Source organism: Bacillus sp. FSL W8-1202 (assembly GCF_038006165.1).
Taxonomy (GTDB): domain Bacteria; phylum Bacillota; class Bacilli; order Bacillales; family Bacillaceae; genus Bacillus; species Bacillus subtilis.
In genome coordinates, this window is the sequence record NZ_JBBOUR010000001.1 from 3591624 (window position 1) to 3618386 (window position 26763).

A 26763-nucleotide genomic window follows, 5' to 3' on the forward strand; every position below is an offset into this window, starting at 1 on the left:
AATGTTTTTCATCAGTGAGTTTTTATAAAATCATTTATTAATTGATCAGTTGTCAATATTGTGGCAAATTCATCATGCAATGTAGCTAGAGATATATTATGAATAGTCGCCGCATCATAATATGTATCATTTTGGTCTCTCATTCCGAAGGCTGCTGTTGCATCTGAAATCAGGTATGTATCAAACCCTAAATTACCACTCATTCTTGTGGTGGTTGATACACAGTGAGGCGTGGTTAAACCAGTTATGACTACAGTGTTTATTTCATTTAATTTTAAGAATTCTTCTAAATTCGTACCAATAAAGCTGCTATTTACTGTCTTGGTTATAATGACTTCTTCATCCATAGGCTTAACTATTTCCTTTATCGCAAACCCTTCATTCTTTGGATGGAATAAAGAATGAGGTTTATCAGAAGTGTGTTGTATGTATATGACTGTCCATCCTTTTTCTCTCCATAATTTTAGTATTTTACTAATATTTTCTTCCGCCTTTACGTTATTCCGTTCCCCCCATTTTTTATCATCGAAGGCTTTTTGTACATCCACAATGATTAAAGCTTTTTTCTTTTCTTCCACAAGATACCCTCCTATGTAGAATTTCTATTTATTACTACATTCTAAATACAAATTTTACTTTTGTACAATTGTTTAATGATGAATTTCAAATGAGCGCCTTCTTTATTGGAAAATGCGTTCTATACTGCAACTGTGCCCAAGCCGTTAACCTTCAAATCTAATCTGAGAATCACAGGCTCTACAGAGAATAATAAAAAACACTCTAATAACGAGTGCTGAAATGAAAAATTATTGATTTAGAAGCCATTTGATACGCTCAGCTGAAATGATGTAGTGGAGTATTATAAGACATAAAAAGACAATACTAACTGGTTTTAAATAACTAAAATAAAGCGCTGCAACAGCCATTGCAAAGATCAATAATTCAATAACTAACCTTGTTACTCCGTTTACAGCTATTACAGTTTGTCCGCTTCGACTAGGATCATGAGGTACTGCAAATACAGACCAGACAATCATAACTGCAATAGGTAAAACCAAAGTTAAAACATATTTAAAATAACCATTAAAGCTTATCCAAGCATACACCCCTAAGGAGATTAGTGCAGCAATTTCAAGGGTGAATCTTAAAAGTAAATTAGTCTGATTCAGTTTTTCCAACTCCTCTATAAAAAACACCCCCGCAGGAGATGCTCTTTCTCTGCTTTATTTCAGCGTATAAAAACTTTTCTGTTCTTCCTCTTTAGATTCTATTGTAGTTTTCGGCGAGATTACCTCTACTTTTGAAGAGATGATACCGACTGCTGCTGTTACCAATGCTCCGATAATAGAACGATGATAAGTATAATGAAATATGACAACTTTTCCCCTCCTATTCAGTTAATTATCCAAATAATCAGGAAGTTGTCTACAATTTGCAGAATTTGTCGAACGAAGTAAAGATTATACCTGGGAGGCTTTACTCATTGTATGAATTACAGTAAATAAATTGCCTTCCCTTTTGAGAAGACGTTCCTCTCTTATATCCATTTGTTGCAACTTAGCTAGACTCTTCCAATAGGCTTCCTTTTGGCGCAGCTGCTTCTAGTCCAAATTGAGCAACACCTGAATGTTTCATTGGAATTTCTGAACCATAGATCGAATTTGTTGCAAATGCATACGTAGGAGTAGTCGAATGGCGGTTGAAAAATGCAATGCCTTACCCACCTCGAGTGATGGCAGAAAAAGCGGGGGTTTTGTTAGAGAGGAATCTATAGATATGTGTATCTAGAAGATTAGACAGCATTAAAAATTATACTTACATCGTTGGGAATAGGCCAACAATAAAGCGGAAGAACGTTGTCATTTGAAGTGTTTGGAATAAAAATGATTCGAATATGTTCTTATCATTGGTAAACGAACAAAAAAAGAACATGTTTTGAAAAAGATAGATCAAAACATCTTCTTATATGTTGTCATAGCGTAGCTTTTTTATAAAAAGGTTGATTACATTTTCGGGGCTTCCAAACCAAATTTTGCCCATTCTTCTTTTGCTGGACCATAAATACCTGGAACAGTTAAACCTGCTTGTCTCATAAGAACAGTCATTTGTCCCCGATGGTGATTTTGATGTTGAATCAAAAACATCAAAAGTGAACCGTTAGGCAATTGTTGTCCGATAAAGTTGATACGTTCTTGAAGTGTATGGTCAGTCCATTGGGTTTTTAATGCCTGTACAAATGCATTACTGGCTTGATGATAGCTGTCAGCTATAAACTGAGCCGAAGTTGGAACAGGATAATCTTCAGCTGGGGCATGGAACGTTAAGTCTGTGTTTGAGGTAATGATGCGAATGGCAGCAACAGTATGCCAAGCAATACGGCCTAGAGTCCAATTTTGTGAAGTTATTTCTTGTTTAAGTGATTCATCAGTCAGACTATTTAATAGTTTCTGTGTAGCATCTGCTTCGAACTCCCAAGATTTCAAAAAATGGTCTAAGGTTTGGAACACAAAAATCCTCCTTTACATTCTATTATTTTTTTAATGTGCCTATAGGTTAATTATAATGCCTCGTTTCGTTAAAAAGAACAAAAATTTCGGACAAGAATAATCATAGTAAAATGCGTAGACATTCTTAAACATAACGATTTACGCATCTTTTTACAAACATGGTGACTCCTTGGTCTCCATTGTCAGCGAGAATCAAATATCATATGAAAACAATCCTATATCCTATATTCTTATTACTTTACTGAGCAATAAATACCTTCCGTATACTTAGTGATGCCTTCATCGTAATCAGGATACTTATATGCAAGACTTTCTGATACAGCTTTTGAATACTTTCTAAATAATGCATAGCAAGTAAATAAAGACTTCCACATTTCCTGATACCCATTCACAGAATATGTAGACATGAGTTCCTCCCATTCTTTATTTGAAAGGTACCGTTTCATAAATTTATAGTTCTTCCCCATACTAAATGAATACCCTTTCTGAGATGCGATATGCCAGGCCATCATTCTCAATAAATTAGGACGTACAATTTCATTTAAATGGTCAATGGCAAAAAGGATTTCATTTCTTGCTAATCCTTTTACTACGTAAGTCGAAACCATCCAGAACTCATTACAGCAATCATCAAATTCCCTTGCAGTCGGCTTTTTCATCCAGTATTGGCGATCATTTGGGGTCACTTTATAGTTGATGAACGAATCCTTATCAAGCAATACCTTAACCAAACCATCGTTATTAGCAAAATAGTCTTCTGCTTCACGAATTGGAATAAGGGTTAGATCTAATTTGTTGCCATCCTCAAAAAGAATAATGTATGAAAACCAATTACCTAATTCGGGAGGAAAAAGCTCCATATCTTCTGGTTTTTGCATCATAATGCGCTTCCCAAAGATTTCGAGCCACTGATCATTTTCTTTAAAAGAATCTACATCAGTTACAAAATACGAGATGTCATAATCTTGGAAGTTGTCAGGAGGGATATTTCTGTTTGTACGCGACCCTTCCAAAGTGACCAATCGGATTCTCTCATCGTTCAAAGCAAAGTCCAAGAAAATGTCCATCATTTCCTGCTCACTTCGCATTACATGTTCCTCCGTTTCAACCTTAATATCTAACTGTAAAACCGAATATTGATCTGTACGTCTTATAGATTTTTTTACTCTTGAATGTGATGTATTCTTCTAAGCTTTATTTTACATGATGTTCTCCTATATATCATTCAATATTAAGATGCAAGACATCTCAAAATCAGATATCAACTATGAAGGACTACATGAATATTCAGTTTTTTGTAGAGCCGCCATGGGACGACACTATCTTTGACACACTTTAATCCTCCCTGTTTTATCGTCATGTTAACTGGTATGAGAGATTGACAAAAAGAAGGAAAACGATATATTTAAGCGAATACGAGTTTTTGAGTAAATTTTAAAATGACACTTTTTTCAAAAATCATGTCTTAACGGGGGGATTCGGTATGAATGAATTTATGAAAAAGTTTTCTTTAACAAAACCGATTATTCAAGCTCCAATGGCTGGCGGTATTACAAAGCCCCGACTTGCATCTGCAGTTTCGAATCAAGGTGCTCTTGGCAGCTTAGCATCGGGGTATCTTACGCCAGACCTCCTAGAACAACAAATAAAAGAAATGTTTGAGCTGACAGACGCTCCTTTTCAAATTAATGTGTTTGTTCCGCTAGGTCTAGAGATGCCACCAAAAGATCAGATTAAAAAGTGGAAAGAAAACATACCGTTAGCTAATCAAGTAAATCAATTCACATCTGTACAAGAAGAATGTGATGACTTCTATCAAAAAATTGATCTAATTTTAAAATACAAGGTTAAGGCTTGCTCATTCACTTTTGATCTGCCGCCTGAAGACGCAGTAAAGGAGCTAAAAACCGCTGGATGCTGTTTAATAGGAACCGCTTCAACAGTAGAAGAAGCATTGTTAATGGAAGAACGGGGAATGGATATAGTAGTCCTTCAAGGAAGTGAAGCCGGTGGACATCGCGGAGCATTCTTACCTTCCAAAGGTGAATCTGCCGTAGGTTTAATGGCTCTGATTCCACAAGCAGCAGATGCACTGAGCGTACCTGTCATAGCTGCTGGGGGAATGATAGACCACAGAGGAGTAAAAGCAGCTTTAACCCTTGGAGCCCAAGGAGTTCAAATCGGTTCTGCCTTTTTAATTTGTCACGAGAGTAACGCACATCCAGTACATAAACAGAAAATACTAGAAGCAAACGAAGCAGATACAAAGCTTACGACATTATTTTCAGGTAAAGAGGCCAGAGGAATCGTAAATAAATGGATGGAAGAAAAAGAACAGTTTGAGACACAAACCCTTCCGTACCCTTATCAAAATACACTAACGAAGGCAATGAGACAGCAGGCTTCACTTCAAAATAACCATGATCAGATGTCTTTATGGGCAGGTCAAGGGATACGGTCATTGACTGAGGAAATTTCGGTTAAGCAGCTTTTAAATCAGCTTTGCCAAGAGGATATAAAAATATAGGCGCACCTCATTGATAGAGCAAAAAGCAAACTTTGACAGGCAGTTTGCTTTTTTTTCGTAATTTCATCCCCTGACTCTGGAAATTTAAATACTCCTACATTTTCAAAGCTAATTGAGTCGGGTTATCAATCATCCCATTGATACGATGCGGTCTTGATGATTTCACCACAACCACAATACATCACCAACATTTCGATCTTATCTCCCCTTCTCCAGTTTTGCTCCCTATTCGAAAAATCGATACCTCCCATATTAAATTCGAATAGTAAAATGGTTATTTTTCGTTTGATTCAGATGATATAAAGTCATATGATAAAAAAAGAATGAGACAGAAAGCGTGAGAAGTGATGAAAATAGGATTTTTTGATTCTGGAATTGGTGGCATGACTGTATTGTATGAGGCCATAAAAGTTCTTCCTTATGAAGATTACATTTTTTATGCAGATACGTTAAACGTTCCATACGGTGAAAAATCAAAGGGTAAAGTTAAAGAATATATTTTCAATGCAGCTAAATTTCTGGCCAGTCAAAATATCAAAGCTCTTGTTATTGCGTGTAATACAGCTACTAGCATTGCGATAGAGGATCTTCGGAGAAACTTCGACTTTCCGATAATCGGAATCGAACCCGCTGTAAAGCCTGCTATAAATAAATGTACAGAGGAAAGAAAAAGAGTTCTGGTAGTTGCTACTAATTTGACGCTTAAAGAAGAGAAATTTCATAATCTAGTTAAAGAAATTGATCACCATGACCTAGTTGATTGCTTAGCTCTTCCAGGACTAGTTGAATTTGCTGAGAACTTTGATTTTAGTGAAGACAAAATCATTAAATATCTAAAGAACGAACTATCTTCTTTTGATTTGAAACAATACGGAACGATTGTGTTAGGATGCACTCATTTTCCGTTTTTCAAAAACAGTTTTGAAAAACTGTTTGGGATAAAAGTTGATATGATTTCAGGCAGTGTCGGTACTGCAAAACAGTTGAAAAAAGTTCTTGCAGATCGTAATCAGCTTGGTAAAGGATCGGGCTCAATCACCTTTTTCGATTCTGGCCACAAAATTGTGGAGCAAGAAATCATATCAAAGTACAAAAGATTGTTTGAAATATTAGATGAAACTCAAAGGAGTCGTGTTGGACGTTGAATGTAAGGGGCTCTGGTTATAAACAATTTTTCAGTAAATTTACAAAAGGGAGAAGTATGAATTCGGGTTTGTTATCCAATGTAAATGAAAAAGACAGTCTCCTGAAGGGAAACATGAACTAAGAAGCGGGCTGAAAAAGCCCACTTCTTTTCTAACAAACAATTGAGTTATGCACACATATCTGATTACAGTGTTTTCGCTCTTTCCCCTCTTATTTCTACCCCATCTCTATAGCTTTTCTATTACAATAAAGCACAAGTATCGATTGAAAAGTTATCGTAACATGTACACTTCACAGGACATTTTTCGAGATTGCGAATCGACCGTTTGCCAGATACACAAAGTCATAATGTGTAAATTCTGTGTCTATTTTCATGTTGATTATGGAATTATTTTCATAATGTTTTATAATACAAGATGATAACGCTTTCTAATTATAATGATAGGGGGAAATAATGATGATGAAAAAAGGACTGCTTGCGGGTGCGCTTACGGCAACTGTGCTTTTTGGCACATGTGCAATAGATGTGCCGGGTATTATTAGCCCAAAAACCGCAGAAGCTGCATCACAGCTAACTGATGGAATCGGCGGGAGGGCTTACTTGAACAGCACTGGTGCCATTTTTGTTACGAAAATCCAGCTTCCTAGCTCCATTCAGGTTTCAAATGGGACAGCCTATATCTACTCTGGCTTTAGCGGAGGCACAGAATCCGATATCGGGTTTCAGTACAGTGATAAATATAACGTATGGAAACCATATATGAAAGTCGGTTCAAAAGGACAGGATCAGGTTCAGTACCTCGAAGGAGGAAGCCAATTCACGAATACGAAAGGCTTCCGTCCCGGCAGCACCGTACAACTTACCATCTACAAAAACCTTAACGGCAATACACGCGCTACATACTGGGGCACAAACAATGCGGGATACAACGGCCGTCTCATTTCAGAGATCAGCAAAACAAATGTCGGCTCCATCTCCAAATGGAAAGCGCTCGCTACAGTTGCTACAACAGGGTCACGACAATCTATCAAATCAAACTTTTCAACATCTTTTACAAACATCACCATCGACAACAAAGCAATAACACCTGTAATTGATACACAAGACTTCGCTAAAGTAACAGTCTCAGGCAACAGTGTCAGTTTATCCGTTGTGAAAAATTAAAACATATTGAACACATTTAAAGGGGGCTTTAAAAGCCCCTTTTTCATTTCATTGTATGGTGATAGGAGCAGCCCGCCCGGCAGCCAAGACAGCTAAAGGATTGTACGGCAAAACCGCTTCAACGTAAGCGGTTCTTTTTAAAACGAATCACTTTTCTGTGTTCTCCTTCTTTTCAGCTACAAACTATGTGATAAGTGCGGAAAAATTAAGGTTCTCCTTTACATTCTATTCCTCTGTTTTTTAAAGTTGTCTACTAGGCATACCGCTCTCTTAAGGATAAAAGTCATTGGATTGGCATCTCTTCTAATAAATCTTCTTTTGCTTTCATTCCCCTCTGATTTCAGCAGTATTAGTAAGCACAGAGGTTTTTTAGTTCCCGATTACATGAACGTTTTGAGGAATAATTATTTTGCCCTTCAAATCTGAAAGGTATATAATATATACTTGTATGACAATTGAAAGGAATGATTTTTATTAAATTCAATCCTGTTTCCAATAAAAAATTATACATACAAATTTATAATCAGATCCTTTCGGAAATTCAGTTAGGTTCTTTTAAAGTAGGTGATAAACTGCCTTCAGAAAGGGAACTATGCGAACAGTTTGGTGTCAGCCGCGCGCCGGTTAGGCAGGCTTTGAGTGCCTTGGAAATGAATGGTGTCATTTATTCTCGCCAGGGAGAAGGGGTGTTTGTTAAGAATACCACAATAACCAATGGGATTTCTGCTTCCATGGAGTCAGCATCTCCGGAAGATATTGTGGAAGCAAGAATGAACATTGAGCCTTTAATTATAAAATTTGCGGCTTTGAGAGCGACTGACGAAGATATTCGGGAGCTTAGGAAGACAATAAAAAAAATGGAAGAAGAAACGCTTTCTGGTGTATACGTTCCTGAAACTGACGAACAATTGCATATGGGGATTGCAAAAGCATCACATAATGATTTATTTATTACCTTCATGTCCGCTATCACGAATGCTATGAAGCAGCAGGAAATGTGGCGATTTATCCGTGACCGAACCGTTACTCGTTCAGAATACCGGGAAGTGAATTTCCAGGAACACAAACTGATTATTAAAGCGATTGAAGACCGTAACGAAAAAGAAGCTGTTGAACGAATGACTGCCCACATGCAGAACTTATATGATCGATATTGGAAAAGCTAAACTCTGTTATAAGAAGCCCCCTGTTTATAAAGAAAGAAATAAAAAATCGGGCGTATAGTGGCTACAAGCCGACCTCCATTTCTATACGCCTTTTCCTGCCTATTTTGCTTTTTGGTCTCCTGATCCTAAACATCTTTGACAAATACCATATAACACTTTAACACCTTCAGAACTATCAGCTGTATCGATCACTTTTTCACACACCTGGCATACAATCGTATCTTGTTGCACTTTCGATTTCTGTACCATGGTTTTATTGCCTCCAATCATTTTCATTTCATAAATGCCCTCATCAAATCAAGTCTTAATGGCCGCTTCCCCACAACGTCTGCACGTAGTGATAGTGCTTCGCAACTGTGACCACAGCCCGAATGACAGTATTCATTCCTGGATCATCCCTTTCGCTGATTAAGCCCCGAATTTTTATGGACACATATATTTTTCAATATTTAAAATTTTCTATATCCCTAAAAATGACTGTTGTTATGAATATTACCCAGTACTCTTAATGAAATCTTTTTCAACCAGATTTTTCAATGCTGGATTTATATGTGGCATTTTTTACTTTAAGCGCTTTTCCAGACTGTTTCACTAGAAATACAAGAATAAAAGAGGCAAGGATCATGCTTAGGCCTAAGAAAATCATACTGATATTAAAAGAACCTGTCATATCTTTAATATAACCGACAATGTATGGACCGAAAAATCCGCCAAGATTTCCGATACTATTAATTAATGCTATCGCACCACCCGCTGCTGCTCCTGTTAAGAAAGAAGGCGGAATTGCCCAAAACGGAGAATAGGCACCAAAAGCGCCGCATAACGCAATTGTTAAAAATACAAATGCTAATATAACACTTGAATTTGCTACATAGCTGCTAATGACCATTGCAACAGCACTTACAGTTAAACAAACAGCTACATGCCAGAGCCTTTCGTTTTTCTTGTCAGAATGATTTCCAACGAAAATCATAACCACCATAGCACAGAAATACATAAACCCTAACAGCCAGCCCATCCCCTGCGTGCTTAGAGAAATCGTTTCAGATAATCCTTGTGAGATCGTCGGCAAGAACATGTTAATGCCGTAATATCCAATCATCCAGCAAAAATAACCAATCGATAGTATTAACACGTCCCGATCTTTTAAGGCTTGAGTAAATGTATAGTGCTTTACCTGTTCTTTTTCCATCCTTTCTTTTGTTGTTACGTTAATAAGCCACTGCTTTTCATCTTTATCCAGCCATTTCACATCTTCAATTTTGTCATCCAGGTAAAAAAATGCAATTACACCAAGAATAAGCGCAGGAATCGCTTCTAAAATAAACAGCCACTGCCATCCAGATATATCAAGCCACTCAATTCCTAAGAGAAATGTAGAAAGCGGAGAACCCAATGCATTCGCCCCGGGGATGGCCAGCATAAATCCAGCAATTGCTTTAGCATGGTGTTTCGTTTGATAAAAACCACTCAAATAAAAGACCATACATGGATAAAAACTAGCTTCTGCTGCACCTAATAAAAAACGTGCAGTATAAAACTGCCATGGTTCTTGTACAAAAGCCATTAATATCGCGATGATGGCCCAAGTGATCATAATCCGACTGATCCATTTTCTGGCTCCGATTTTTGTCATGATAGCACTACCCGGAACTTCTAATATGAAATAACCAAGGAAGAAGATCCCGGCTCCCAGTCCAAATACAGCATTTGAAAACCCTAGATCTTCATTCATCTGGAGAGCTGCAAAGCCGATATTAACTCGGTCTAAAATTGCGATAATAAAACATAAGAATAAAAATGGAATTAACCGGATTGTTACTTTACGAGTTGTTGAACGCTCTAATGCTAATTGGTCCAAGAAGATTCCCCCTTAACCCTAGTGTTGTCCTCCAAAGATAAAAGAATCATATTTTCTTCAGAAACAAAAGTCCCCCCCTTTTGTTAAACGCTTACATTTTTTCTTTCGTTTTGTTTGGTCTTTAATAGAGAGGGTCAGGCATGTTAAACATACCTGCTCTACATAGATCCATTAGTCCATATGTGAACCGCCATTAATATCAATTTCTTCCCCTGTGATGTAGGCTGCTTCTTTAGCAGCCAAAAACGTAATTGCGGCGGCAATTTCTTTTGTTTCACCCGGGCGACCCACGGGGATATTATCAATGACTTTTTTCGCTTCTTCTTCAGAAAGTGATTTCCAAATGTCGGTATTGACAAGGCCTGGCGCTATGCAATTCACAGTTATACCATCCATCCCTACTTCACGGGCAAGGTTTTTAGAAAAGCCCAATACGGCTGCTTTGGAAGCGGAGTAATGGGCACCGCCAAAAACGCCGCCGCCCCTTTTTGCAGATACAGAAGACAGGTTGATAATACGGCCATATTGCTGCTTTTTCATTGTTTCTAGAACTGCTTGTGTGCACAAGAACAGCCCAAACATATTGACGTTGAATACCCTTGCCATATCTTCCAATGTCATATCCTGTACCGTTACTTTTTGAGAAATTCCTGCGTTATTCACTAAAATATCAATGCGGCCGAACGCTTCAAGTGTTTTGGCTATCATATGGTCAACTGATTCTTTACTCGTTACATTAACTTCTACACCAACCGCTCTCCCTCCGCTTTCTGCGATAGCTTCTACTGTATCCTGAATACCTGTCTGATTCATATCTGCTACTACAATTGAAGCTCCCTGTTTGGCAAGAGTTAATGCAATGGTTCTGCCGATTCCTTTTTTAGAACCGCTTCCTGTCACTATAGCTACCTGATTATTTAATGTAAACATGGCGTACTCCCACTTTCATGTTTTATATTCTAAGCATATCTTTAGCCGTTTTTATAATATTTTCGATGGTAATGCCGTTGATTTCCAGCAGCTTCTCATAAGGAGCCGATTCTCCAAATCGGTCCTGCACTCCGATTCGTTTGACTCTGCCCCGCCCTTCTTCGGCTGCTACTTCACATACAGCACTTCCCAGCCCGTTCAGGATGTTGTGATCCTCCACAGTCACGATATTGCCGAGATCCAAACACTCTACCACGGCTTCTCTATCTAAAGGCTTGATCGTATGCATGTCTAAAAGAGTTGCATAAATCCCTTGCTCTTCCAGCTGTTTGACCGCTTCTAAAGCAAGATATACTGTATCGCCATTTGCAATGATTGCGATATCTTTTCCGTGCTTTAATTGCTTGGCTTTTCCAATGATAAATTCTTCATTTTCGTCGTAAATAACCGGCACCGCGTCTCGGGTAAAACGCAGGTACATTGGACCGTACGTATTCGCTGCCTGCCTGATCAGTTTTCTAGTTGAGTGGTAGTCAGCACCCATGATCACAGTCATATTTGGGAATGATCTTAATACGCCCATATCCTCAATCGCCTGGTGGCTTCCGCCATCATTTCCAGGTGTTAATCCGCCGTGTGAGCAGGCGATCTTTACATTCAAATTTGGATAGCAAACTTCTTGGCGAATTTGTTCCGCCATACGCAGCGAACCAAAGACAGCATAGGTGCTTACAAATGGGATTTTACCTGTTGTCGCCAAACCTGCTGCCAGGCCGGCACCGTTCTGTTCCGCAATCCCAACGTTCACATGCTGATGAGGGAGCTGTTTTATGAATTCTCCTGTTTTGCATGACTTGCCGATATCGATATCGATTACGTAAATATTTTTATTTTCTTTTCCCAATTGAACGATTTCATCACCAAAAGCTTCCCGTGTCGCTTTTTTCGTGATTAATGCTTTTTCGGTTTGGCTCATGATCTTAAACCCCCTGCCAGTTCCTCTAATGCTTGTTCGTATTCCTTCTCATTTGGCGCTACTCCGTGCCATGAGCAGATATTTTCCATGTAAGAAACGCCTTTGCCTTTAATCGTGTCTGCTACAATGCATTTCGGCTTTCCATTTTTCGTTTTTGTCACTTTGTCTAATATCTCTACAATCTCTTTCATCGAATGTCCGTCAATTCGCTTTGTTTCAAAACCAAACACTTCAAACTTTTTCTCGATGTCTTGCAGCGGCATTACTTCATCACAATAGCCATCAATTTGCAGGCGGTTATTGTCGACAAAAACAATTAAGTTATCAAGGCTGTATTTTACTGCGGTTTGAATCGCTTCCCAAATTTGTCCTTCTTGGCATTCTCCGTCGCCTACCATAGCGAATACCCGGTAGTCTTTGTCGTCCCGTTTGCCTGCAAGAGCCATACCCACGGCACAGGAAAGCCCTTGGCCCAATGAGCCAGTTGAAATGTCGATTCCCGGGCATTTCTTCATATCAGGATGGCCTTGGAAAGGCGAGCCGTACCGCCTTAGTTTGTATACGCTTTCATAAGGGACAAAGCCTCGCAGCGCTAAGGCAGCGTATTGAATAGGTGCCACATGGCCTTTCGATAAGACAAAACGATCCCGGTCTTCCCACTTGGGATTTTTAGGATCTATATTCATTTCTTTAAAATAAAGGGCTGTGATGATATCAGCAGCGGATAATGAACCTCCTGGATGCCCGGACTGGGCTTCGTAAATCATCGTTACCGCTGTTTTCCTAAGCTCAATGGCTTTCGCTTGCAGTTCTGCCAAACTTGCTTTTTTCACTCCGATCACCTCAGTCATTGTTTAAAATGTAAACTTATGTTCTTAGTCACTTGTTAACTTGTAATACAAGTGACTTATGAGAACACTATACAATTCTTAACAGCGTTTGTCTACCGTTTTTTGAAAATTTTAAATTAAACCAATTGAAGCTTATATGCTAGACTAGACTCATTTTCAGATCCATAAATGCCCTCTAGTTACTACAACAGATAGTCTGCAAATGGAAATTTAAATACCTTTTCAGGGTAAAATGAATTGAGCCTTATAAATATAAAAAGACCGCAAAGCCTTCTTAAAGAGAAGCGTTGCGGTCTTTGAGTCTCTTTTTTACTTCGTATAAGTCAATAGATTTCCAGTGGAGTCCGCGGAAATACATTCATTGATTGGTTTCCTCTACTCTATGCGGAGAAACCTGAATGTTTCAATCAGTTTTGGGATAAAAAACATGTTGACGCTCCTCTGCTTGACTATTTAATATTCGATAGTTGGCCCCTCCAATATGAAGCGGAATATCCAGTTTTTCTAAATCTGGCATTCCATTTTTCAGGAAAAGCTCTTTATCTTGATATCTCTGTAAAACTTCTCCCACAATCCACTCTTGATCGCCCAACGTGGAAACACTGTGTACTTTACACTCATAAGCAAAATAAGCATCAGTTAAAATCGGCACCTCGGCTTTTAGCCCTTTTTCGTATTGAATATGAAATGCTTCAAACTTATTTATATCTCTACCACTATGGGTGCCTAATGCTTGAATTAATCCCGAACATCTCCCCGGAAGAAAATTCACACCGAAAACACCACTTTTCTCAATCATTTTGTAAGTATATGTCTCTTTGTATACGGATATCCCATACATTCCAGGAGAAGATCCAATGTACGTATGCCACCCAGAAGCCATTGCGTTTTTTTCATCTTCATATTGAGCCGTAACTACAGCTACCATTCCAGGGTAGGCGTACCAAATTGGTTCATCTATCGGTGCTCTCATCTTCATCGCTCCTTTTGTTTTAGATTTAATTTTTATTAAAATTTGAGATGAGGCAAAACAACAATGATAAAAGCTAACCCAGCAAATTAGAAGTACATGAGATGGTGGTCAGGAACTGAGGTGTCAGATGTCAATCAACCGATAATAAAGCAGTATCTCCATCGTATTTTTCGATTAAGTATGCCAAGCTCTACACCGCACGCCCCGCCAAAAACGATAACACGATCAGGGCTGTGCTTTTGAATTAAACTTTTGGCAGACCGAGCTTGCTTTAATCAAAAACTCCTTCCAATAATCCCCTGCTCTTTTTCAAGATCCGCATCTAAATCGACAAGTACTTCTTCAAATGGGCCATTCGTTTTGGGAGCAAGTCAGTTTAATAAGTGTGCTCCGAGTACGTAAGGGTTGTTACCGCCTTGCCATTGCGGCATGAGTAACCGAAGCGCATACCTTCTTTATTTGTCATTTTATACATCCTTCCTTTCATGAATGAATATGATGAACAAATCATAAACCCTATAGCAGCTATAGGGTCAAGGGTTAGTTATTTTTTAGCACTCTTAATTCTGTAAGGAAGTTTTCTTCTCTTAATGAGTTATAGTCGATTGGAAGAGAAACTTGATATACTTTTCCATCCGTTTGGATGCCGTGAGATTCAATATATTGATAAAGCTTTTGATAATACTCATCATAATTTTTTGCAGACCAATTAAATGCAATACATACATATTCACCAGATGGGATCGTATCTAACCTCATGTTTTTTCTCCTATGTCTATTTTTTTCCCACTGCAAACAGTCGTATAAATACTATTGCAATAAATTTCACGAGAATCCTTATAGGGCTTGAAATCATAAATGAATCCATAATAGTTATCTATTACATCCCCTATTTTTTCGACAACGTCAGCCAGCTTTCTGTAATACAAATCGGACTGATTATGAGGATTAACTTGAGGCGTCTCTACTTTTAATATTGTTTGTTTATCTATATACCGAAAATAAACGAAACCTTCATCTTTTTTACTGCATATTTCTAATTGTTCATTAAGCTGTTTTCGTCTCCTATGAAGTAATTGACGAGCACGTTCGAGCTTTTCCATTTCTTGCACAATAACGCTTTCTTTCTCCTCAAGAAAGTGTTGCATATCTTCTGGGGTGCAAGTATATGAGCTGAAACGCTTAATTTCTTCTAGAGGTGTCCTAATATATTTTAGATACTTGATAACATCTAAATAAAAGAACTGTTTGACATGATAATACCGATAACCATTATCCTGATCTGTATAATAAGGCTTGAAAATTCCGATCCTATCATAATAGCGCAATGTTTGAATTGAGATGTTATTTAGACGGGCTGTTTCGCCAATTGTAAAATATTCCTTCATCCATCTCATCCTTTCGTCTTAGCTCTAAGAATTCTTTCTTCACTATACACGGTTACCTTCAAAATCTTAACTGAGCAATCTTGAGATCAATCTGTTATCTTCTTTTTCGTTTTCTTAAAAAGATCCGCCAAGAAATGATCTTTCCAGTTTCATAACAATTGCATGTTAAGCAGAAAAAGTATTGACCCTATACTCACAACAGGGTTTATGATTTGTTACGCAACTTAAAATAGTTGGAAAAAGGAGGGGGAGTATCTGTCAGAAGATGTTTAAAGTATCCACTGTAGCTCGTCGCTGAGTTTATGAGGCAAGACATTCTAGACTGACAGGCATAGATGATACAAATGGGTCGTTACATATATTTGAACTTTTAAAAAAGCTTAATCCTTAAAAAGATTAAGCTTTTTTCCTTTCCAATGCTCACCTTATAGATTCCATATCAAGACGCAAGGCTCTTATAGCACTTCAAGGCTTTACATATTACATCCCCTCTCCCTCGGGCCTGTCGCTTACTTGGTTTTAGTTAACATGTAGCTTTGTGTTATCATATCGTATATGTCTTTATCTGGGACAGTTCCGTCAAGAATGATAGAATTCCAATGCTCTTTATTGAGATGAAATGCTGGAACGACCGAAGTGTATTTCTGTCTCCAAAAATCGAGAAAACCGGGTTCGCACTTCACATTGATCCAAATATAATCATCTTTTTTAAATATCCACGCAAACACCTTTCTGTTTTCTATGTGTCGCATTAACGTCCAATTTTTATCACGAAACGGGTAATCTTCATATACATTTTTAAAGCTCAAACAATAATCAATTGCTTCCTCTCTATTTTTCATTGCTTGCCTCTCCTTCTACATATAAATAACTGCCTAAAGTTTTTTCTTTAGCGATTGATTTCCTCTACTTTATTTAACAATAATGAATATGTGAATAAAAGAACTATGATTAACAATTTGCAGATCGGGCAGTAAATTAAAAATTCAGTTGCTTTTTTCTGAAAGCTACTTTAGCTATTCGGGCGCATTGGAGAAACAGAGGCTTTCGTTGGTACCCCTGCCTTTCTTCGGCAATCCGCTAGCCTGTTTACCGGCATCATCAACCGATAAACATAAACAAGCTGGCAGCAATAAGCACCAGCTTGAAACATATTCTTTATGAAGTGGCTCCCCCAACTGATCAATTGCCCCTTGTTGGATGCCAACATTCATTGCAGAACGCCGTACTTTCAGAGAGGAAAATGCCGCATATTTTGATATCGCAGAAATCAGGCTACAGTGTAATTGACGGTCTTGGTCCACTTACCGATGTATATCGAATGAAGGCGGGGGCGACGACAACGATTAACAGGGTCCCGGCAAATGCCACGATGAAAAAATATAATGATAAAGGAACCAATTCCGGCAGCACGAGCTCCAGTCTCGGCAGCATCGTGAGTTTGGTCAATACGTTACGCGGACTCTATTCTTCAACGAACCCGGCTAAGGGATATTTTCACTTTGTTAATGCAATAACGTTGTTTTATTAATGTTTTGTTTATTTTTTAGGAGTCAATGAAAAAGAAGTTACCGCTGGCGGAGAGAGAAAACAGACAAAAAGCTGCTGGCGGAGGGTCAGCAGCTAAACAGGAGCATTTAAGCATTTCACCTCTATAAAGGACAGGCGCCATTTTCCACAGTGATAAATGGCTGTTGCAGAACAGCTTTATGATAAAAGAACACCATACTTCATAGAGTAATCATCATTTAATGAGCCATCATCTCATGGGCAATATCGTGTCCATCCATTTTTGACGGGTAGTAGGTAGGCCAGTTTTTGACTTCATCAAGTAAAGTTTCACGGTCGTCCCCCCAATAGAGATGATAATGACTAGCTTTAGTCGGGTAAATACTATGATCACTAAACTGAATATACTGAGGCAGCCCTTCTGCTTTTTTAGCTAGTTTGAATATGTATCTTACCCCTCTATTGCCCGCATCATAGGTGAGAATTTCGTACCCGTCATACGTATACTTACCAGAATATTCTTTTCCATTTTTGAAGAACGTTACAGTATCTTTCTGGATTACAATACGGTCAACATCTGTTTGATAGCCTTTTTTATAATACTCTTTATATTCTTCAGCTGTCTTGCCGCCTTCGTGTTCTGATTTATATGAAAACACTTCGTCAAGAGTACCATCTTGCAGGTATGGATATACAGATTGCCAATCTCCTTCCCAATCAGAAAGTAAGCGATCCTTTACTTGGCTGTTTTTAAAATAGCCTTCATATATTTTTTCTGTTTCTTCATCATGCGCATGACTATGATCGTGAGAATGTTCGTGTGTATGACTGTCAGATGTTTGCTCTTGCGTTTTGGAAGAGTCTTCTTCAACTGCTGAGGATGATGTTGTTTTATTAGACTCACCTTTAGATGAACCGGAAGTCTGACATCCTGCCAATACGAGTAATGAACCAATCGTTAATATGCCTAGCCGCTTTGAAAATAAAATGTTCATTCCAACACTCCTTTTAATTAAATCGAAAACATTACGATTTATATTATACATGCATCTCTTGCAAACATCAAAGGGAAAATGCTCTTCATGCGGATGGACTATTTTAAAGGAATAACTGACTTTGTTCATCAGTTATTTCTTTAAAATACGAAAGTCTACGATATTTCCATATCGATCCGCTTCAATATGACAGCACCCCTCAAGCAGCTGTTTTAATTTTCCCCGTCCGCGTTGTACCCTTGATTTTGCTCCTGAGTAAGAAATGCCGAGCTTTTCACTCAACTCTTTCTGTGATAACCCCTGAAATTCAGTTAACTCGAGCGCCTCTCGATACTTTTCAGGCAACCGTTTGATGGTCGATCGAATACACACAGCTGCTTCCTTGGTGAAATTTTCTTCCTCTGCACTGTTATTAAAATGTAGATCATCAGGCAATATTTCGCTTGTTTTTTTTGTACGGTAAAAATCAATAATCGTATTTCTAGTGATCCGATAAATCCAGCTGTCGATCTTTTGTTCATCGATCAGATTTGGGAGATGCACTTGTATTTTCAGAAATACGATTTGCAAGAGGTCATCAACGATAGATTGATCGTTAACCCTTTGTGAAATATATGTTTTTAACGGCTGATGAAATTGGTCCCATAGATCCTCTATATTCATTTGAAAAAACCTCCTATAATTTTGCGTCTGCTTTACATTTGCTTCGTCTTTTTAATCGTAACAAAGAGCGAAACAATTGTTGAATCAATTGTATTACAGCTGTTGCCAAAAATAATGATAAAGGAGAGGTTTGTGGTGGAGTATACCTATTTAGGGAGAACAGGATTGCGGGTGAGCCGTTTATGTTTAGGCACGATGAATTTTGGAGTTAATACAGACGAAAAGACTGCGTTCCGTATCATGGATGAAGCGCTTGATAACGGCATCCAATTTTTTGATACTGCCAATATTTACGGCTGGGGCAAAAACGCAGGATTGACAGAGAGCATCATTGGAAAATGGTTTGCACAAGGAGGACAGCGCCGCGAGAAAGTTGTTCTGGCGACAAAAGTATATGAACCGGTTTCTGATCCGAATGACGGACCAAATGATATGAGGGGCTTGTCTCTATACAAAATCAGACGTCACCTGGAAGGATCACTGAAGCGGCTTCAGACAGATCATATCGAATTGTACCAAATGCATCATATCGATAGGCGGACACCGTGGGATGAGATATGGGAAGCTTTTGAGACTCAGGTTCGCTCCGGCAAAGTAGACTATATTGGATCCAGTAATTTTGCAGGCTGGCATTTAGTTAAAGCGCAAGCTGAAGCTGAAAAACGGCGATTCATGGGACTCGTCACTGAACAGCATAAGTATAGTTTATTAGAACGAACAGCTGAGATGGAAGTGCTGCCGGCTGCACGGGATCTTGGTTTAGGAGTAGTGGCGTGGAGTCCCCTTGCAGGAGGGCTTCTTGGCGGGAAGGCATTGAAAAGCAATGTCGGAACTCGTACAGCAAAAAGAGCAGATTTAATTGAAAAACATCGTTTGCAACTCGAGAAATTTTCAGATTTATGCAAAGAACTAGGAGAAAAAGAAGCAAATGTGGCTTTGGCATGGGTGCTGGCAAATCCAGTTTTAACTGCGCCGATCATCGGGCCACGAACGGTTGAGCAGCTGCGTGATACGATAAAAGCCGTTGAAATCAGTCTGGATGAGGAGATTCTCCGCATGTTAAATGATATCTTTCCCGGACCTGGAGGAGAGACACCTGAGGCATACGCCTGGTGATACATTCATTACTCAATACTGACATTTTTCTTAAATATTTATGCTGAACTATCATATATAGGAAAGACAAGAGCTTGTTTGTCTCTTGTCTTTTCCACATCGTGCTGAAAATGCTGGCTAAACATCGATAAGAAACGCTGACGTTTTACTCATTCAATGCTTATTTGATTACGAAATTACCGTACTCGTTTGAACGAACATGAATCGGTCCGTTTAGATTATAGTTGTTCTCCTTGGCGATAGAGCGAAGCACGTCCACACGGGCAACTGATTCTCTCCATTCGTCACGGGTGTCATGATTGGCCGGATTCATCAGATCGTCATAGCGTACGTCCAAGAATTTATTTAACCACTTCTTCTCGTCTATTCCGTCTTTAGGTGATCCGCCCGCTTTTTTGTTCGTACGTTTAATCAAGGCATAAAAAGAGTCAGGGTCATCACCATCGCCATGCTGAATAACCGTATCGTACATCACAGCTCTTGCCAATGCTGTTTTTAGTCCGGCATTATCCGATCGTTTCATGGCAGGCTGATAATACAAACGGTCATTTACTTTGTCTTGAGCGGCGCGAAATTCCTTATCATTTGCAAGCGACTTCCAGGCAGAAGCGAATCCCTTGAGATTGCTTGTATCATCGCTTTCTTCCTTGGCCAGACGGCGCAATTCAGGCAGATACTTTTTCAGTTTGTTATTCGGAACTGCCTTTGTGTATACTTCCACTACTTCCAATGCATCCCCGGTAGCCGTTGTAAAGCCTGCCCGTCCGCATGTATAGCCTCGCCCATCATCCAATCGCTCTACATATCCATATTGGATCTCCGTTGTGCCGTTTTCAAAGATACTTGTCAGCTGTTCCGCCCGGCGCTTTTGATCTTTATTCAGTCCCGCCGCAAAAACCGTTTCGCTCATTATCAGGGTAAAAAACATGGTGAAAACAAGTAATGAGATCGCTGCCTTTTTCCAAAAATCTGCTTTTTGCATACTGATTTTCATTGCACTTCCCCTTTCTAAATATTGTAAATACAGACTCAGTATACATGAAGAGACTGCCCTATTGTTGAAAATACATCAATTTGTCAATATTTTGAATCTAAAGTAATATAGCTTGAATCTTACTCTTTTCATTGCCAATCAGCCTTAGCCCCTCTCACTGGGAAGGTCCCTTGATTTTCATACTGCTTCAACTTTAATTAACAAGATGCCATAAGGCTTTACTCTATTTTATAATGGAAGTGATCATCGAAAATCGTTAGGGAGGTGATGTAAATGGCAAGCAAGATGAGAATGCTAGATTCCGCAACGTCCCATGCAAAGCCTACTATTGGGAAGGCGATACTTTGCATGGGGTAGACTTTCTAAAAGATCGCCCAAGTAAGCTTTTCTGATATAGTGGCTTTGCACCTTATTTGACATAAAAAAATAAGGAGCTGGCAGAAATGGCATATGTAAAAGCAACCGCTATTTTACCTGAAAAGCTGATATCGGAAATTCAAAAGTATGTTCAAGGAAAAACAATATATATCCCTAAACCTGAATCCTCTCATCAAAAATGGGGTGCGTGTTCAGGAACAAGAAAGCTGATCGATGACAGAAACGCTTCTATTAAAAAAGCATTTAAAAACGGCAAAACCATTCATCAATTATCTGATGAATATCACCTCTCTGATGAAACAATAAAAAAAATTGTCTACTCTAAATAAACAAAACGGAAGCACTGATGAAAAATCATCAGTGCTTTTTATATGGCGAGTTTGTTTCTTAGTTATTTCCTGCATATGATACCATTGGCCAATTGTGTAAAGTTAAGGGAGATGAGAAGAAAGGAAGGTCCTACAAATGACGATAAACAATGGAACGTTGCAAGTACCCGGCGCGAACATCCACTATCAGGTGCGTGGCTCAGGTCCAATCATTCTTTTGGTCCACGGCGGAGGCGGTGATGCCGACAAGTTCCATCATGTTGCCAATCATCTGGCTAACTGGTACTCGGTTGTTACTTATGATCGCCGCGGCCATTCCCGCAGCAATCTCGCCAATCAGATTGAGGATTACCGTGTGGAAACACACAGTGACGATGCTCACCGTCTTCTAGCCAAAATCACCAATAAACCGGCATACGTATTTGGAAGCAGCTCCGGGGCTGTTATCGGGCTTGATCTGTGCATACGCCATCCCGAACAAGTACATGTCATGATCCCACACGAACCAATCTTATTGCAGCTTCTGCATGGAAATGAGCTGAAACAAGCCGAGCAATTCATGGAAGACCTTAAGAAAAATCATCGAAGTGAAGTCATTAAATTAATGTCAAGATTAGAGACAGACGAACAATCAAAGGCTGTCCTGACAAAGCGGCTTCTCGGCAATTCAACGTATTTCACTGAGTATGAAATTCAAGGAATTCTCAACTATACATTAGATTTTGAAGCATTAAAAACTGTGTTTACATCTTCACCGATAAAGGTACTCCCAGCTGGCGGAAGTGCTTCTCGGGAGCTTTTCCCCTATCGTTGCGCGAACGCCCTAGCGGAACAATTGGAAACAGAATTGGTTGAATTCCCCGGAAATCATACGGGGTACACAATGCATCATAAAGAATTTTCTGAGAGGTTACACGACATGTTAGAAAAAGAAAAGAAACATACGTGTTCAAAATAGGACAGGTAAAACTAACAATAGAATTAGAGAAGATTTCACGAAGCGTAAAAAGAACTTTTCACTAACGAGAACACAATGTGAGATGTCTAACCAAAGTGATATTAGGGATTTCATCGAAAAATAGGTTTGTACATTACGTTCTCCTATTGATTATTTCCTATTTTAATTCCGTATTTTATACCATTAGATACAACTCTAAAGCGGCTCGTTATTTTGTCCTCAACAACAACCAGTGTCTAACATCATGAATCTCTTTTGAAAATTACCACAAATGCAGGTATGGAAGACTTCATCGCAGCAAAAACCATACCAACTAATGTTGTTGGTATGGTTCGTCCTAGATAGGCCCTTAAGAAGAGATTCTATTGTACGGAGTATTTAACTAATTGCATTTGTAACCGACAGGGCCGTCTGATCCTGTGTACACATATGTGTCAGACACATATCCAATATTCACGATCCCCCGGGAATCTTTCCACTGGATTTGGTCCCAGATATTACTCGTTCCATACTTCCCTGTAACAGTCGTTCCATAAGCGTAACAATAATAAGGAACACGGGAGCCGCTCGGAATGGAAAGCATAATAGGATAATTTGTACCAGGACCGCTGCGCATATTGACAGGCGCACCGCTGCTTGTTGAGACAGTAAAGTACTGAACGGCAAGTGCCTGACTGGAAAAAATGAATAAAGATGCAATCATCACGGTTAACATACTCAGCATTTTCAGTTTAGTCAATGTCATCCCTCTTTCTTCAATTCCTTCATTTTAAGAAACGATAGAACATATGCTACCAGCTGCATTTAGGAACAACCGGACCGTCTGAGCCTGTATACATATATGTATCAGAGACAAATCCAGGAACGATCTCCCCGCTGGCAAGCGTCCGCTCTGTGTAATTCCAAATATTGCTCGTTCCATACTTTCCAGTTACAGTTGTACCGGTTTTGTAGCAATAGATCGGGATGCGGGTTCCGCTCGGAATGGTCGTTACAATTCCCCAACTTGTACCTGGGCCGCTGCGCATATTGACAGGAGCACCGCTGCTTGTTGAAACCGTATAATACTGAGCCGCAAGTGCATGGCTAGAAAAAATGAACACAGATGCAATCATCACCGTTAGCATACTTAGCCTCTTTAACTTATTCACCTTATACCCTCCCCTTATAAATGACGTACGTTTGACTTTCTTACATCCAGTTAAGGATTTACTTTCAGATACCATGCCTCCTCCCCTCCCATATATTTATCAATGTACCATAAACTAGATCTTTCAAAAGTGGAATTATTCCTATGTTTTCGACAATTAAGGATACAAAATAAATGGCAGTCAGGCTTGATATTGATGGTATGTTACATTTGGCTCTTAATCATTTGTCCAGTCAGTAATCACGATTGACAAATCGGAAAAAGGACATGGATCAAGCGGCTTCGTTTCCACCAATTAACTCAATCAGTGTACTGCTTCCTTTTATCCACGCTTCTTCTCGATTCATAGATACTCCACCTTTTTCACCAATCAAAAACGGACACCAAACAAATCAGCGTAAATGCTGCAAGTTCAGTGTCCGCAACCTATTATGACTTTGCTTTCTTTTACCAGGGCGTATAAAAATGATTAGGTACGTTCTCAAACGTTATTCTATGATTTTGCGAGTCGAAAAATCATAACATTTTATATATTTCAATCAGATTATGATCTGGATCTCTGAAGTGAGCAACTCGGGCACTCCATTCCTTGCGATCATGCGGTTTATTCACACATTTAACTCCTTTTTTGTGTAAATCGTCATACATTTTATCAACATCTTCTACCTTAAACTGAAGCAAAAATTTTGATTGAGCTTCTCCTTCCAACGATTTTTTTCCCTCTCCAACGATTTCAGCCATCGTTTCTCGAGATAAAAGCTCTATTTTCGTTTCCCCATTATCAAAGAGTGCATATTCCATTTCATTCTCTAACCAACTTATTTGAAGTCCTAATGAATCTTTGTAAAACTCGACGCTTTTCTTAAAATCATTCACCAAAAGTCTAATTTGTAACAGCTTCATATCGAGTGCCTCCTATAAAACCATACTTTTTACTGGTCATCCAATTTAATAATACAAAAGGAAACCTGACAGCACTATGTCAAGTTTCCATAAATAAATTTCCATACTTCACCTTTATTTCAGATTTAAGTGCAGTTTAGTGCAAGTCATAAGAACGAGCAAAAACAGCGATTCTTAAAACAAAAAATGATACCGAGTGTACTTTCTGTATGCTTCAACGTCATTTCGGGAAATGTAACGTTGATAAAAGGAGGTTACATCAATATGGATCATCAAACATTGGCAGCTCACGAGGCTGTTGACTTACATGAAATCGTGAACTTTAAAACACTTTGTATAGCGAAATCAAAGTTAATGCAAGGACTTGTGTTTGACCAAGAACTGAAGGACTTGATGCAAAAAGATGTGCAGCAATCCATTCAAGACCTTACTGAATTACAGGCGGTTTATGAGCGTGCCTCATTTCAGGCCCCTGTCCCTCAAAGCCGCCCAACGCCAATCATCAATTGAAAGGAAGGTAAGCCTCTTTGAATAATGATCATTTAGACCCCATTAATTCGCTGAATGTGCCTGAACTAGCAGACACTACATTCGCGATGGATTTTCTTATACGAGCTAAGGAAGGCGTAAGGAATACTGCTGTAGCTTTGACAGAAACCGCTTCACCAGATGTAAGAGCCTTGCTGCGGAAACAGCTGATGCAAGGAATTGCAATGCACCAAGAGATTACGGAACTGATGATCAGCAAAAAATGGTTCCACCCATATGAGCTGAGCGAACAGTATAAGCTGGATCAGCTCTCTGCAAAAAACACGATCATGGTCGGCAATATGAACCTCTTTCCTGATGAAACAAATCGCAAAGGGATGTTTGACCGGACACCTGATGAACACTAACACTGGAGGTTTTACAGCATGAAGGCAGTAACGTATCAAGGCATTAAAAATGTTGTTGTCAAAGATGTCCCCGATCCAAAGATTGAAAAATCCGATGACATGATTATCAAAGTCACCAGTACAGCCATTTGCGGATCAGATTTACACTTAATCCATGGATTGATTCCTAATCTCCATGAAGACTATGTCATCGGCCATGAACCGATGGGAATTGTTGAAGAAGTTGGGCCAGGGGTTACAAAGGTCAAAAAAGGTGACCGCGTCATTATCCCTTTTACGATCGCCTGCGGTGAATGTTTTTTTTGTAAAAACCAGCTGGAAAGCCAATGTGATCAGTCTAATGACAATGGGGAAATGGGTGCTTATTTCGGCTATTCAGGGCAAACTGGCGGTTATCCAGGCGGGCAAGCTGAATATTTAAGAGTGCCGTTTGCGAATTTTACCCATTTTAAAATCCCTGAATCTTGTGAGGAACCCGATGAGAAATTAAGCGTGATTGCCGATGCCATGACCACCGGCTTTTGGAGTGTGGACAATGCCGGCGTAAAAAAAGGCGATACAGTTATCGTTCTCGGCTGCGGACCAGTCGGCCTGTTTGCTCAAAAGTTTTGTTGGCTAAAAGGCGCAAAACGCGTCATAGCAGTTGACTATGTAAACTATCGCTTACAGCATGCGAAACGTACAAACAAAGTAGAAATCGTTAATTTTGAAGACCATGAGAATACAGGGAATTATTTAAAGGAAATCACGAAAGGCGGAGCGGATGTAGTCATTGACGCTGTTGGGATGGATGGTAAAATGAGCGATCTCGAGTTCCTTGCCAGCGGCTTAAAGCTTCATGGCGGAACAATGAGTGCATTGGTCATTGCCTCTCAAGCTGTTCGCAAAGGAGGAACCATACAAATTACAGGTGTGTACGGAGGCAGATATAACGGTTTTCCGCTAGGCGATATCATGCAGCGAAACGTCAATATACGCTCTGGACAGGCTCCTGTGATCCACTATATGCCGTACATGTTTGAACTAGTATCAACGGGCAAAATTGACCCGGGAGATGTTGTCAGCCATGTCCTGCCGCTTAGTGAAGCCAAGCATGGCTATGACATTTTTGATTCAAAAATGGATGATTGTATCAAAGTTGTGTTAAAGCCTTAAAAAACGGAGGTTACAGAAATGGAATACGCCTTACACGAAGTGCTTGAGGTTCAGGAAATGACTGCTTTCAAGACACTTTGTTTGACGAAATCTAAAACAATGAAAGCACTGGTATCTGATCCGAAGCTGAAAGAAATCATGCAGCAAGATGTTGATATCACCACACGCCAGCTGCAGGAATTTGCCTCTATTTTATCTAATGCAAAGCACGAATGAGGAGATGAATA

Annotated in this window: 29 protein-coding genes and 4 pseudogenes; 13 read left to right on the top strand and 20 right to left on the bottom strand. The window is 39.2% G+C overall.

Annotated elements, in window-relative coordinates; translation table 11 throughout:
• Positions 1-11: 11 nt before the first annotated feature.
• From NSQ09_RS19030 to NSQ09_RS19040, 3 genes and pseudogenes are all read right to left on the bottom strand, one after another.
• The gene (locus NSQ09_RS19030) at positions 12-578 is read right to left on the bottom strand and encodes a cysteine hydrolase family protein (RefSeq protein WP_019712537.1); all 567 of its coding nucleotides are present in this window, start codon (positions 576-578) and stop codon (positions 12-14) included.
• Between the two features lie 228 nt (positions 579-806).
• Positions 807-1178: a YrdB family protein gene (locus tag NSQ09_RS19035; RefSeq protein WP_010886579.1), complete on the bottom strand. Its 372-nt coding sequence runs from the start codon at positions 1176-1178 to the stop codon at positions 807-809.
• A gap of 336 nt (positions 1179-1514) precedes the next feature.
• Positions 1515-1656 (bottom strand): annotated as a pseudogene (locus NSQ09_RS19040) (sigma-70 family RNA polymerase sigma factor); the annotation flags it as partial.
• Between NSQ09_RS19040 and NSQ09_RS19045 the strand changes: the two are divergent.
• Positions 1655-1774 (top strand): annotated as a pseudogene (locus NSQ09_RS19045) (TetR-like C-terminal domain-containing protein); the annotation flags it as partial. The pseudogenes NSQ09_RS19040 and NSQ09_RS19045 sit on opposite strands and share 2 nt — an antisense overlap.
• A 229-nt stretch (positions 1775-2003) precedes the next feature.
• On the opposite strand, the gene NSQ09_RS19050 reads toward NSQ09_RS19045, so the two are convergent.
• On the bottom strand, positions 2004-2507 hold the full coding sequence (locus tag NSQ09_RS19050; protein ID WP_015251612.1) for a DinB family protein: 504 nt from the start codon (positions 2505-2507) through the stop codon (positions 2004-2006).
• Between the two features lie 233 nt (positions 2508-2740).
• Positions 2741-3595 carry an aminoglycoside 6-adenylyltransferase AadK gene (aadK, locus tag NSQ09_RS19055; RefSeq protein WP_014477445.1) on the bottom strand — a complete coding sequence of 285 codons (855 nt, stop codon included), beginning with the start codon at positions 3593-3595 and terminating at the stop codon, positions 2741-2743.
• A 395-nt stretch (positions 3596-3990) separates the two neighbouring features.
• Between aadK and NSQ09_RS19060 the strand changes: the two genes are divergently transcribed.
• From NSQ09_RS19060 to NSQ09_RS19075, 4 genes are all read left to right on the top strand, one after another.
• Positions 3991-5034 (top strand): nitronate monooxygenase, encoded by a 1044-nt coding sequence (locus NSQ09_RS19060; protein WP_257986094.1) that lies wholly within the window; start codon positions 3991-3993, stop codon positions 5032-5034.
• A gap of 347 nt (positions 5035-5381) precedes the next feature.
• Positions 5382-6179, top strand: coding sequence for a glutamate racemase (gene murI / locus NSQ09_RS19065; RefSeq protein WP_341032403.1), 798 nt, complete (start codon positions 5382-5384; stop codon positions 6177-6179).
• A gap of 458 nt (positions 6180-6637) precedes the next feature.
• Positions 6638-7345: a YrpD family protein gene (locus tag NSQ09_RS19070; RefSeq protein ID WP_153256290.1), complete on the top strand. Its 708-nt coding sequence runs from the start codon at positions 6638-6640 to the stop codon at positions 7343-7345.
• Between the two features lie 464 nt (positions 7346-7809).
• Complete coding sequence (locus tag NSQ09_RS19075) at positions 7810-8511, top strand: FadR/GntR family transcriptional regulator (RefSeq protein WP_015714375.1); 702 nt, start codon at positions 7810-7812, stop codon at positions 8509-8511.
• A 99-nt stretch (positions 8512-8610) separates the two neighbouring features.
• Here the strand turns inward: NSQ09_RS19075 and NSQ09_RS19080 are convergent, their stop codons facing one another.
• The 8 genes and pseudogenes from NSQ09_RS19080 to NSQ09_RS19115 all read right to left on the bottom strand — a co-directional run bounded on the left by NSQ09_RS19080 (position 8611) and on the right by NSQ09_RS19115 (position 16332).
• Positions 8611-8787 (bottom strand): GapA-binding peptide SR1P, encoded by a 177-nt coding sequence (locus NSQ09_RS19080; RefSeq protein WP_015714376.1) that lies wholly within the window; start codon positions 8785-8787, stop codon positions 8611-8613.
• A gap of 244 nt (positions 8788-9031) precedes the next feature.
• On the bottom strand, positions 9032-10372 hold the full coding sequence (locus tag NSQ09_RS19085; RefSeq protein ID WP_029727165.1) for an MFS transporter: 1341 nt from the start codon (positions 10370-10372) through the stop codon (positions 9032-9034).
• Between the two features lie 171 nt (positions 10373-10543).
• Positions 10544-11302 (bottom strand): SDR family NAD(P)-dependent oxidoreductase, encoded by a 759-nt coding sequence (locus NSQ09_RS19090; RefSeq protein ID WP_153256291.1) that lies wholly within the window; start codon positions 11300-11302, stop codon positions 10544-10546.
• A gap of 22 nt (positions 11303-11324) precedes the next feature.
• Positions 11325-12278 carry a transketolase family protein gene (locus NSQ09_RS19095; RefSeq protein ID WP_029727163.1) on the bottom strand — a complete coding sequence of 318 codons (954 nt, stop codon included), beginning with the start codon at positions 12276-12278 and terminating at the stop codon, positions 11325-11327.
• Positions 12275-13129, bottom strand: a complete 855-nt coding sequence (locus NSQ09_RS19100) for a transketolase (RefSeq protein ID WP_306816946.1) — start codon at positions 13127-13129, stop codon at positions 12275-12277. The genes NSQ09_RS19095 and NSQ09_RS19100 overlap by 4 nt, the downstream gene beginning before the upstream one ends.
• Before the next feature lie 403 nt (positions 13130-13532).
• Positions 13533-14102: a flavin reductase family protein gene (locus NSQ09_RS19105; RefSeq protein ID WP_341032411.1), complete on the bottom strand. Its 570-nt coding sequence runs from the start codon at positions 14100-14102 to the stop codon at positions 13533-13535.
• 540 nt (positions 14103-14642) lie between these two features.
• Positions 14643-15490: pseudogene (locus NSQ09_RS19110) on the bottom strand (MerR family transcriptional regulator).
• Positions 15491-15999: 509 nt separating this feature from the next.
• The gene (locus NSQ09_RS19115; RefSeq protein ID WP_134156182.1) at positions 16000-16332 is read right to left on the bottom strand and encodes an MmcQ/YjbR family DNA-binding protein; all 333 of its coding nucleotides are present in this window, start codon (positions 16330-16332) and stop codon (positions 16000-16002) included.
• 370 nt (positions 16333-16702) lie between these two features.
• Here NSQ09_RS19115 and NSQ09_RS19120 point away from each other — a divergent pair.
• Positions 16703-16994 (top strand): annotated as a pseudogene (locus NSQ09_RS19120) (phospholipid phosphatase); the annotation flags it as partial.
• 244 nt (positions 16995-17238) lie between these two features.
• Here NSQ09_RS19120 and NSQ09_RS19125 read toward each other — a convergent pair.
• Entirely contained in the window at positions 17239-17994 is a 756-nt protein-coding gene (locus NSQ09_RS19125) for a metal-binding protein ZinT (RefSeq protein ID WP_341032414.1), read from the bottom strand.
• Positions 17995-18126: 132 nt separating this feature from the next.
• Positions 18127-18657 carry an RNA polymerase sigma factor SigZ gene (gene sigZ / locus NSQ09_RS19130; RefSeq protein WP_341032417.1) on the bottom strand — a complete coding sequence of 177 codons (531 nt, stop codon included), beginning with the start codon at positions 18655-18657 and terminating at the stop codon, positions 18127-18129.
• 135 nt (positions 18658-18792) lie between these two features.
• On the opposite strand from sigZ, the gene NSQ09_RS19135 reads away from it, so the two are divergent.
• The gene (locus NSQ09_RS19135; protein ID WP_341032419.1) at positions 18793-19773 is read left to right on the top strand and encodes an aldo/keto reductase; all 981 of its coding nucleotides are present in this window, start codon (positions 18793-18795) and stop codon (positions 19771-19773) included.
• Positions 19774-19933: 160 nt separating this feature from the next.
• On the opposite strand, the gene csn is transcribed toward NSQ09_RS19135, so the two are convergent.
• Complete coding sequence (gene csn, locus NSQ09_RS19140) at positions 19934-20767, bottom strand: chitosanase (RefSeq protein WP_085186596.1); 834 nt, start codon at positions 20765-20767, stop codon at positions 19934-19936.
• Positions 20768-21210: 443 nt separating this feature from the next.
• Between csn and NSQ09_RS19145 the strand changes: the two genes are divergently transcribed.
• Both NSQ09_RS19145 and NSQ09_RS19150 read left to right on the top strand, forming a co-directional pair.
• On the top strand, positions 21211-21474 hold the full coding sequence (locus NSQ09_RS19145; RefSeq protein WP_015384191.1) for a CD3324 family protein: 264 nt from the start codon (positions 21211-21213) through the stop codon (positions 21472-21474).
• 136 nt (positions 21475-21610) lie between these two features.
• Positions 21611-22432 carry an alpha/beta hydrolase gene (locus NSQ09_RS19150; protein WP_024571546.1) on the top strand — a complete coding sequence of 274 codons (822 nt, stop codon included), beginning with the start codon at positions 21611-21613 and terminating at the stop codon, positions 22430-22432.
• Positions 22433-22814: 382 nt separating this feature from the next.
• On the opposite strand, the gene NSQ09_RS19155 is transcribed toward NSQ09_RS19150, so the two are convergent.
• From NSQ09_RS19155 to NSQ09_RS19170, 4 genes are all read right to left on the bottom strand, one after another.
• A complete protein-coding gene (locus NSQ09_RS19155; RefSeq protein ID WP_014664754.1) occupies positions 22815-23171 on the bottom strand; it encodes an SH3 domain-containing protein in 357 nt (118 codons plus the stop codon).
• A 52-nt stretch (positions 23172-23223) separates the two neighbouring features.
• Positions 23224-23583 (bottom strand): SH3 domain-containing protein, encoded by a 360-nt coding sequence (locus NSQ09_RS19160; RefSeq protein WP_004399021.1) that lies wholly within the window; start codon positions 23581-23583, stop codon positions 23224-23226.
• Between the two features lie 271 nt (positions 23584-23854).
• Positions 23855-23956: a hypothetical protein gene (locus NSQ09_RS19165; protein ID WP_152611889.1), complete on the bottom strand. Its 102-nt coding sequence runs from the start codon at positions 23954-23956 to the stop codon at positions 23855-23857.
• Positions 23957-24098: 142 nt separating this feature from the next.
• Positions 24099-24485, bottom strand: coding sequence for a VOC family protein (locus NSQ09_RS19170; RefSeq protein WP_041339577.1), 387 nt, complete (start codon positions 24483-24485; stop codon positions 24099-24101).
• 264 nt (positions 24486-24749) lie between these two features.
• Here NSQ09_RS19170 and NSQ09_RS19175 point away from each other — a divergent pair, with 264 nt between their 5' ends.
• From NSQ09_RS19175 to NSQ09_RS19190, 4 genes are read left to right on the top strand one after another with little or no spacing between them, the layout of a single operon-like run.
• Complete coding sequence (locus NSQ09_RS19175; RefSeq protein ID WP_014477469.1) at positions 24750-24995, top strand: hypothetical protein; 246 nt, start codon at positions 24750-24752, stop codon at positions 24993-24995.
• Between the two features lie 17 nt (positions 24996-25012).
• Positions 25013-25381, top strand: coding sequence for a spore coat protein (locus tag NSQ09_RS19180; protein WP_009967868.1), 369 nt, complete (start codon positions 25013-25015; stop codon positions 25379-25381).
• Positions 25382-25399: 18 nt separating this feature from the next.
• On the top strand, positions 25400-26536 hold the full coding sequence (locus tag NSQ09_RS19185; RefSeq protein ID WP_021480189.1) for a zinc-dependent alcohol dehydrogenase: 1137 nt from the start codon (positions 25400-25402) through the stop codon (positions 26534-26536).
• 18 nt (positions 26537-26554) lie between these two features.
• Entirely contained in the window at positions 26555-26752 is a 198-nt protein-coding gene (locus NSQ09_RS19190) for a hypothetical protein (RefSeq protein WP_014480384.1), read from the top strand.
• Positions 26753-26763: the final 11 nt, after the last annotated feature.

Bases quoted from the DNA above. Each gene is read 5' to 3' on its own strand.
- aadK (WP_014477445.1), bottom strand. From the start codon at position 3,595: ATGCGAAGTGAGCAGGAAATGATGGACATTTTCTTGGACTTTGCTTTG.
- NSQ09_RS19060 (WP_257986094.1), top strand. From the start codon at position 3,991: ATGAATGAATTTATGAAAAAGTTTTCTTTAACAAAACCGATTATTCAA.
- murI (WP_341032403.1), top strand. From the start codon at position 5,382: ATGAAAATAGGATTTTTTGATTCTGGAATTGGTGGCATGACTGTATTG.
- NSQ09_RS19070 (WP_153256290.1), top strand. From the start codon at position 6,638: ATGATGAAAAAAGGACTGCTTGCGGGTGCGCTTACGGCAACTGTGCTT.
- NSQ09_RS19075 (WP_015714375.1), top strand. From the start codon at position 7,810: ATGATTTTTATTAAATTCAATCCTGTTTCCAATAAAAAATTATACATA.
- NSQ09_RS19080 (WP_015714376.1), bottom strand. From the start codon at position 8,787: ATGAAAATGATTGGAGGCAATAAAACCATGGTACAGAAATCGAAAGTG.
- NSQ09_RS19090 (WP_153256291.1), bottom strand. From the start codon at position 11,302: ATGTTTACATTAAATAATCAGGTAGCTATAGTGACAGGAAGCGGTTCT.
- NSQ09_RS19095 (WP_029727163.1), bottom strand. From the start codon at position 12,278: ATGAGCCAAACCGAAAAAGCATTAATCACGAAAAAAGCGACACGGGAA.
- NSQ09_RS19100 (WP_306816946.1), bottom strand. From the start codon at position 13,129: ATGACTGAGGTGATCGGAGTGAAAAAAGCAAGTTTGGCAGAACTGCAA.
- NSQ09_RS19105 (WP_341032411.1), bottom strand. From the start codon at position 14,102: ATGAGAGCACCGATAGATGAACCAATTTGGTACGCCTACCCTGGAATG.
- NSQ09_RS19115 (WP_134156182.1), bottom strand. From the start codon at position 16,332: ATGAAAAATAGAGAGGAAGCAATTGATTATTGTTTGAGCTTTAAAAAT.
- NSQ09_RS19125 (WP_341032414.1), bottom strand. From the start codon at position 17,994: ATGAACATTTTATTTTCAAAGCGGCTAGGCATATTAACGATTGGTTCA.
- sigZ (WP_341032417.1), bottom strand. From the start codon at position 18,657: ATGAATATAGAGGATCTATGGGACCAATTTCATCAGCCGTTAAAAACA.
- csn (WP_085186596.1), bottom strand. From the start codon at position 20,767: ATGAAAATCAGTATGCAAAAAGCAGATTTTTGGAAAAAGGCAGCGATC.
- NSQ09_RS19145 (WP_015384191.1), top strand. From the start codon at position 21,211: ATGGCATATGTAAAAGCAACCGCTATTTTACCTGAAAAGCTGATATCG.
- NSQ09_RS19150 (WP_024571546.1), top strand. From the start codon at position 21,611: ATGACGATAAACAATGGAACGTTGCAAGTACCCGGCGCGAACATCCAC.
- NSQ09_RS19170 (WP_041339577.1), bottom strand. From the start codon at position 24,485: ATGAAGCTGTTACAAATTAGACTTTTGGTGAATGATTTTAAGAAAAGC.
- NSQ09_RS19175 (WP_014477469.1), top strand. From the start codon at position 24,750: ATGGATCATCAAACATTGGCAGCTCACGAGGCTGTTGACTTACATGAA.
- NSQ09_RS19185 (WP_021480189.1), top strand. From the start codon at position 25,400: ATGAAGGCAGTAACGTATCAAGGCATTAAAAATGTTGTTGTCAAAGAT.
- NSQ09_RS19190 (WP_014480384.1), top strand. From the start codon at position 26,555: ATGGAATACGCCTTACACGAAGTGCTTGAGGTTCAGGAAATGACTGCT.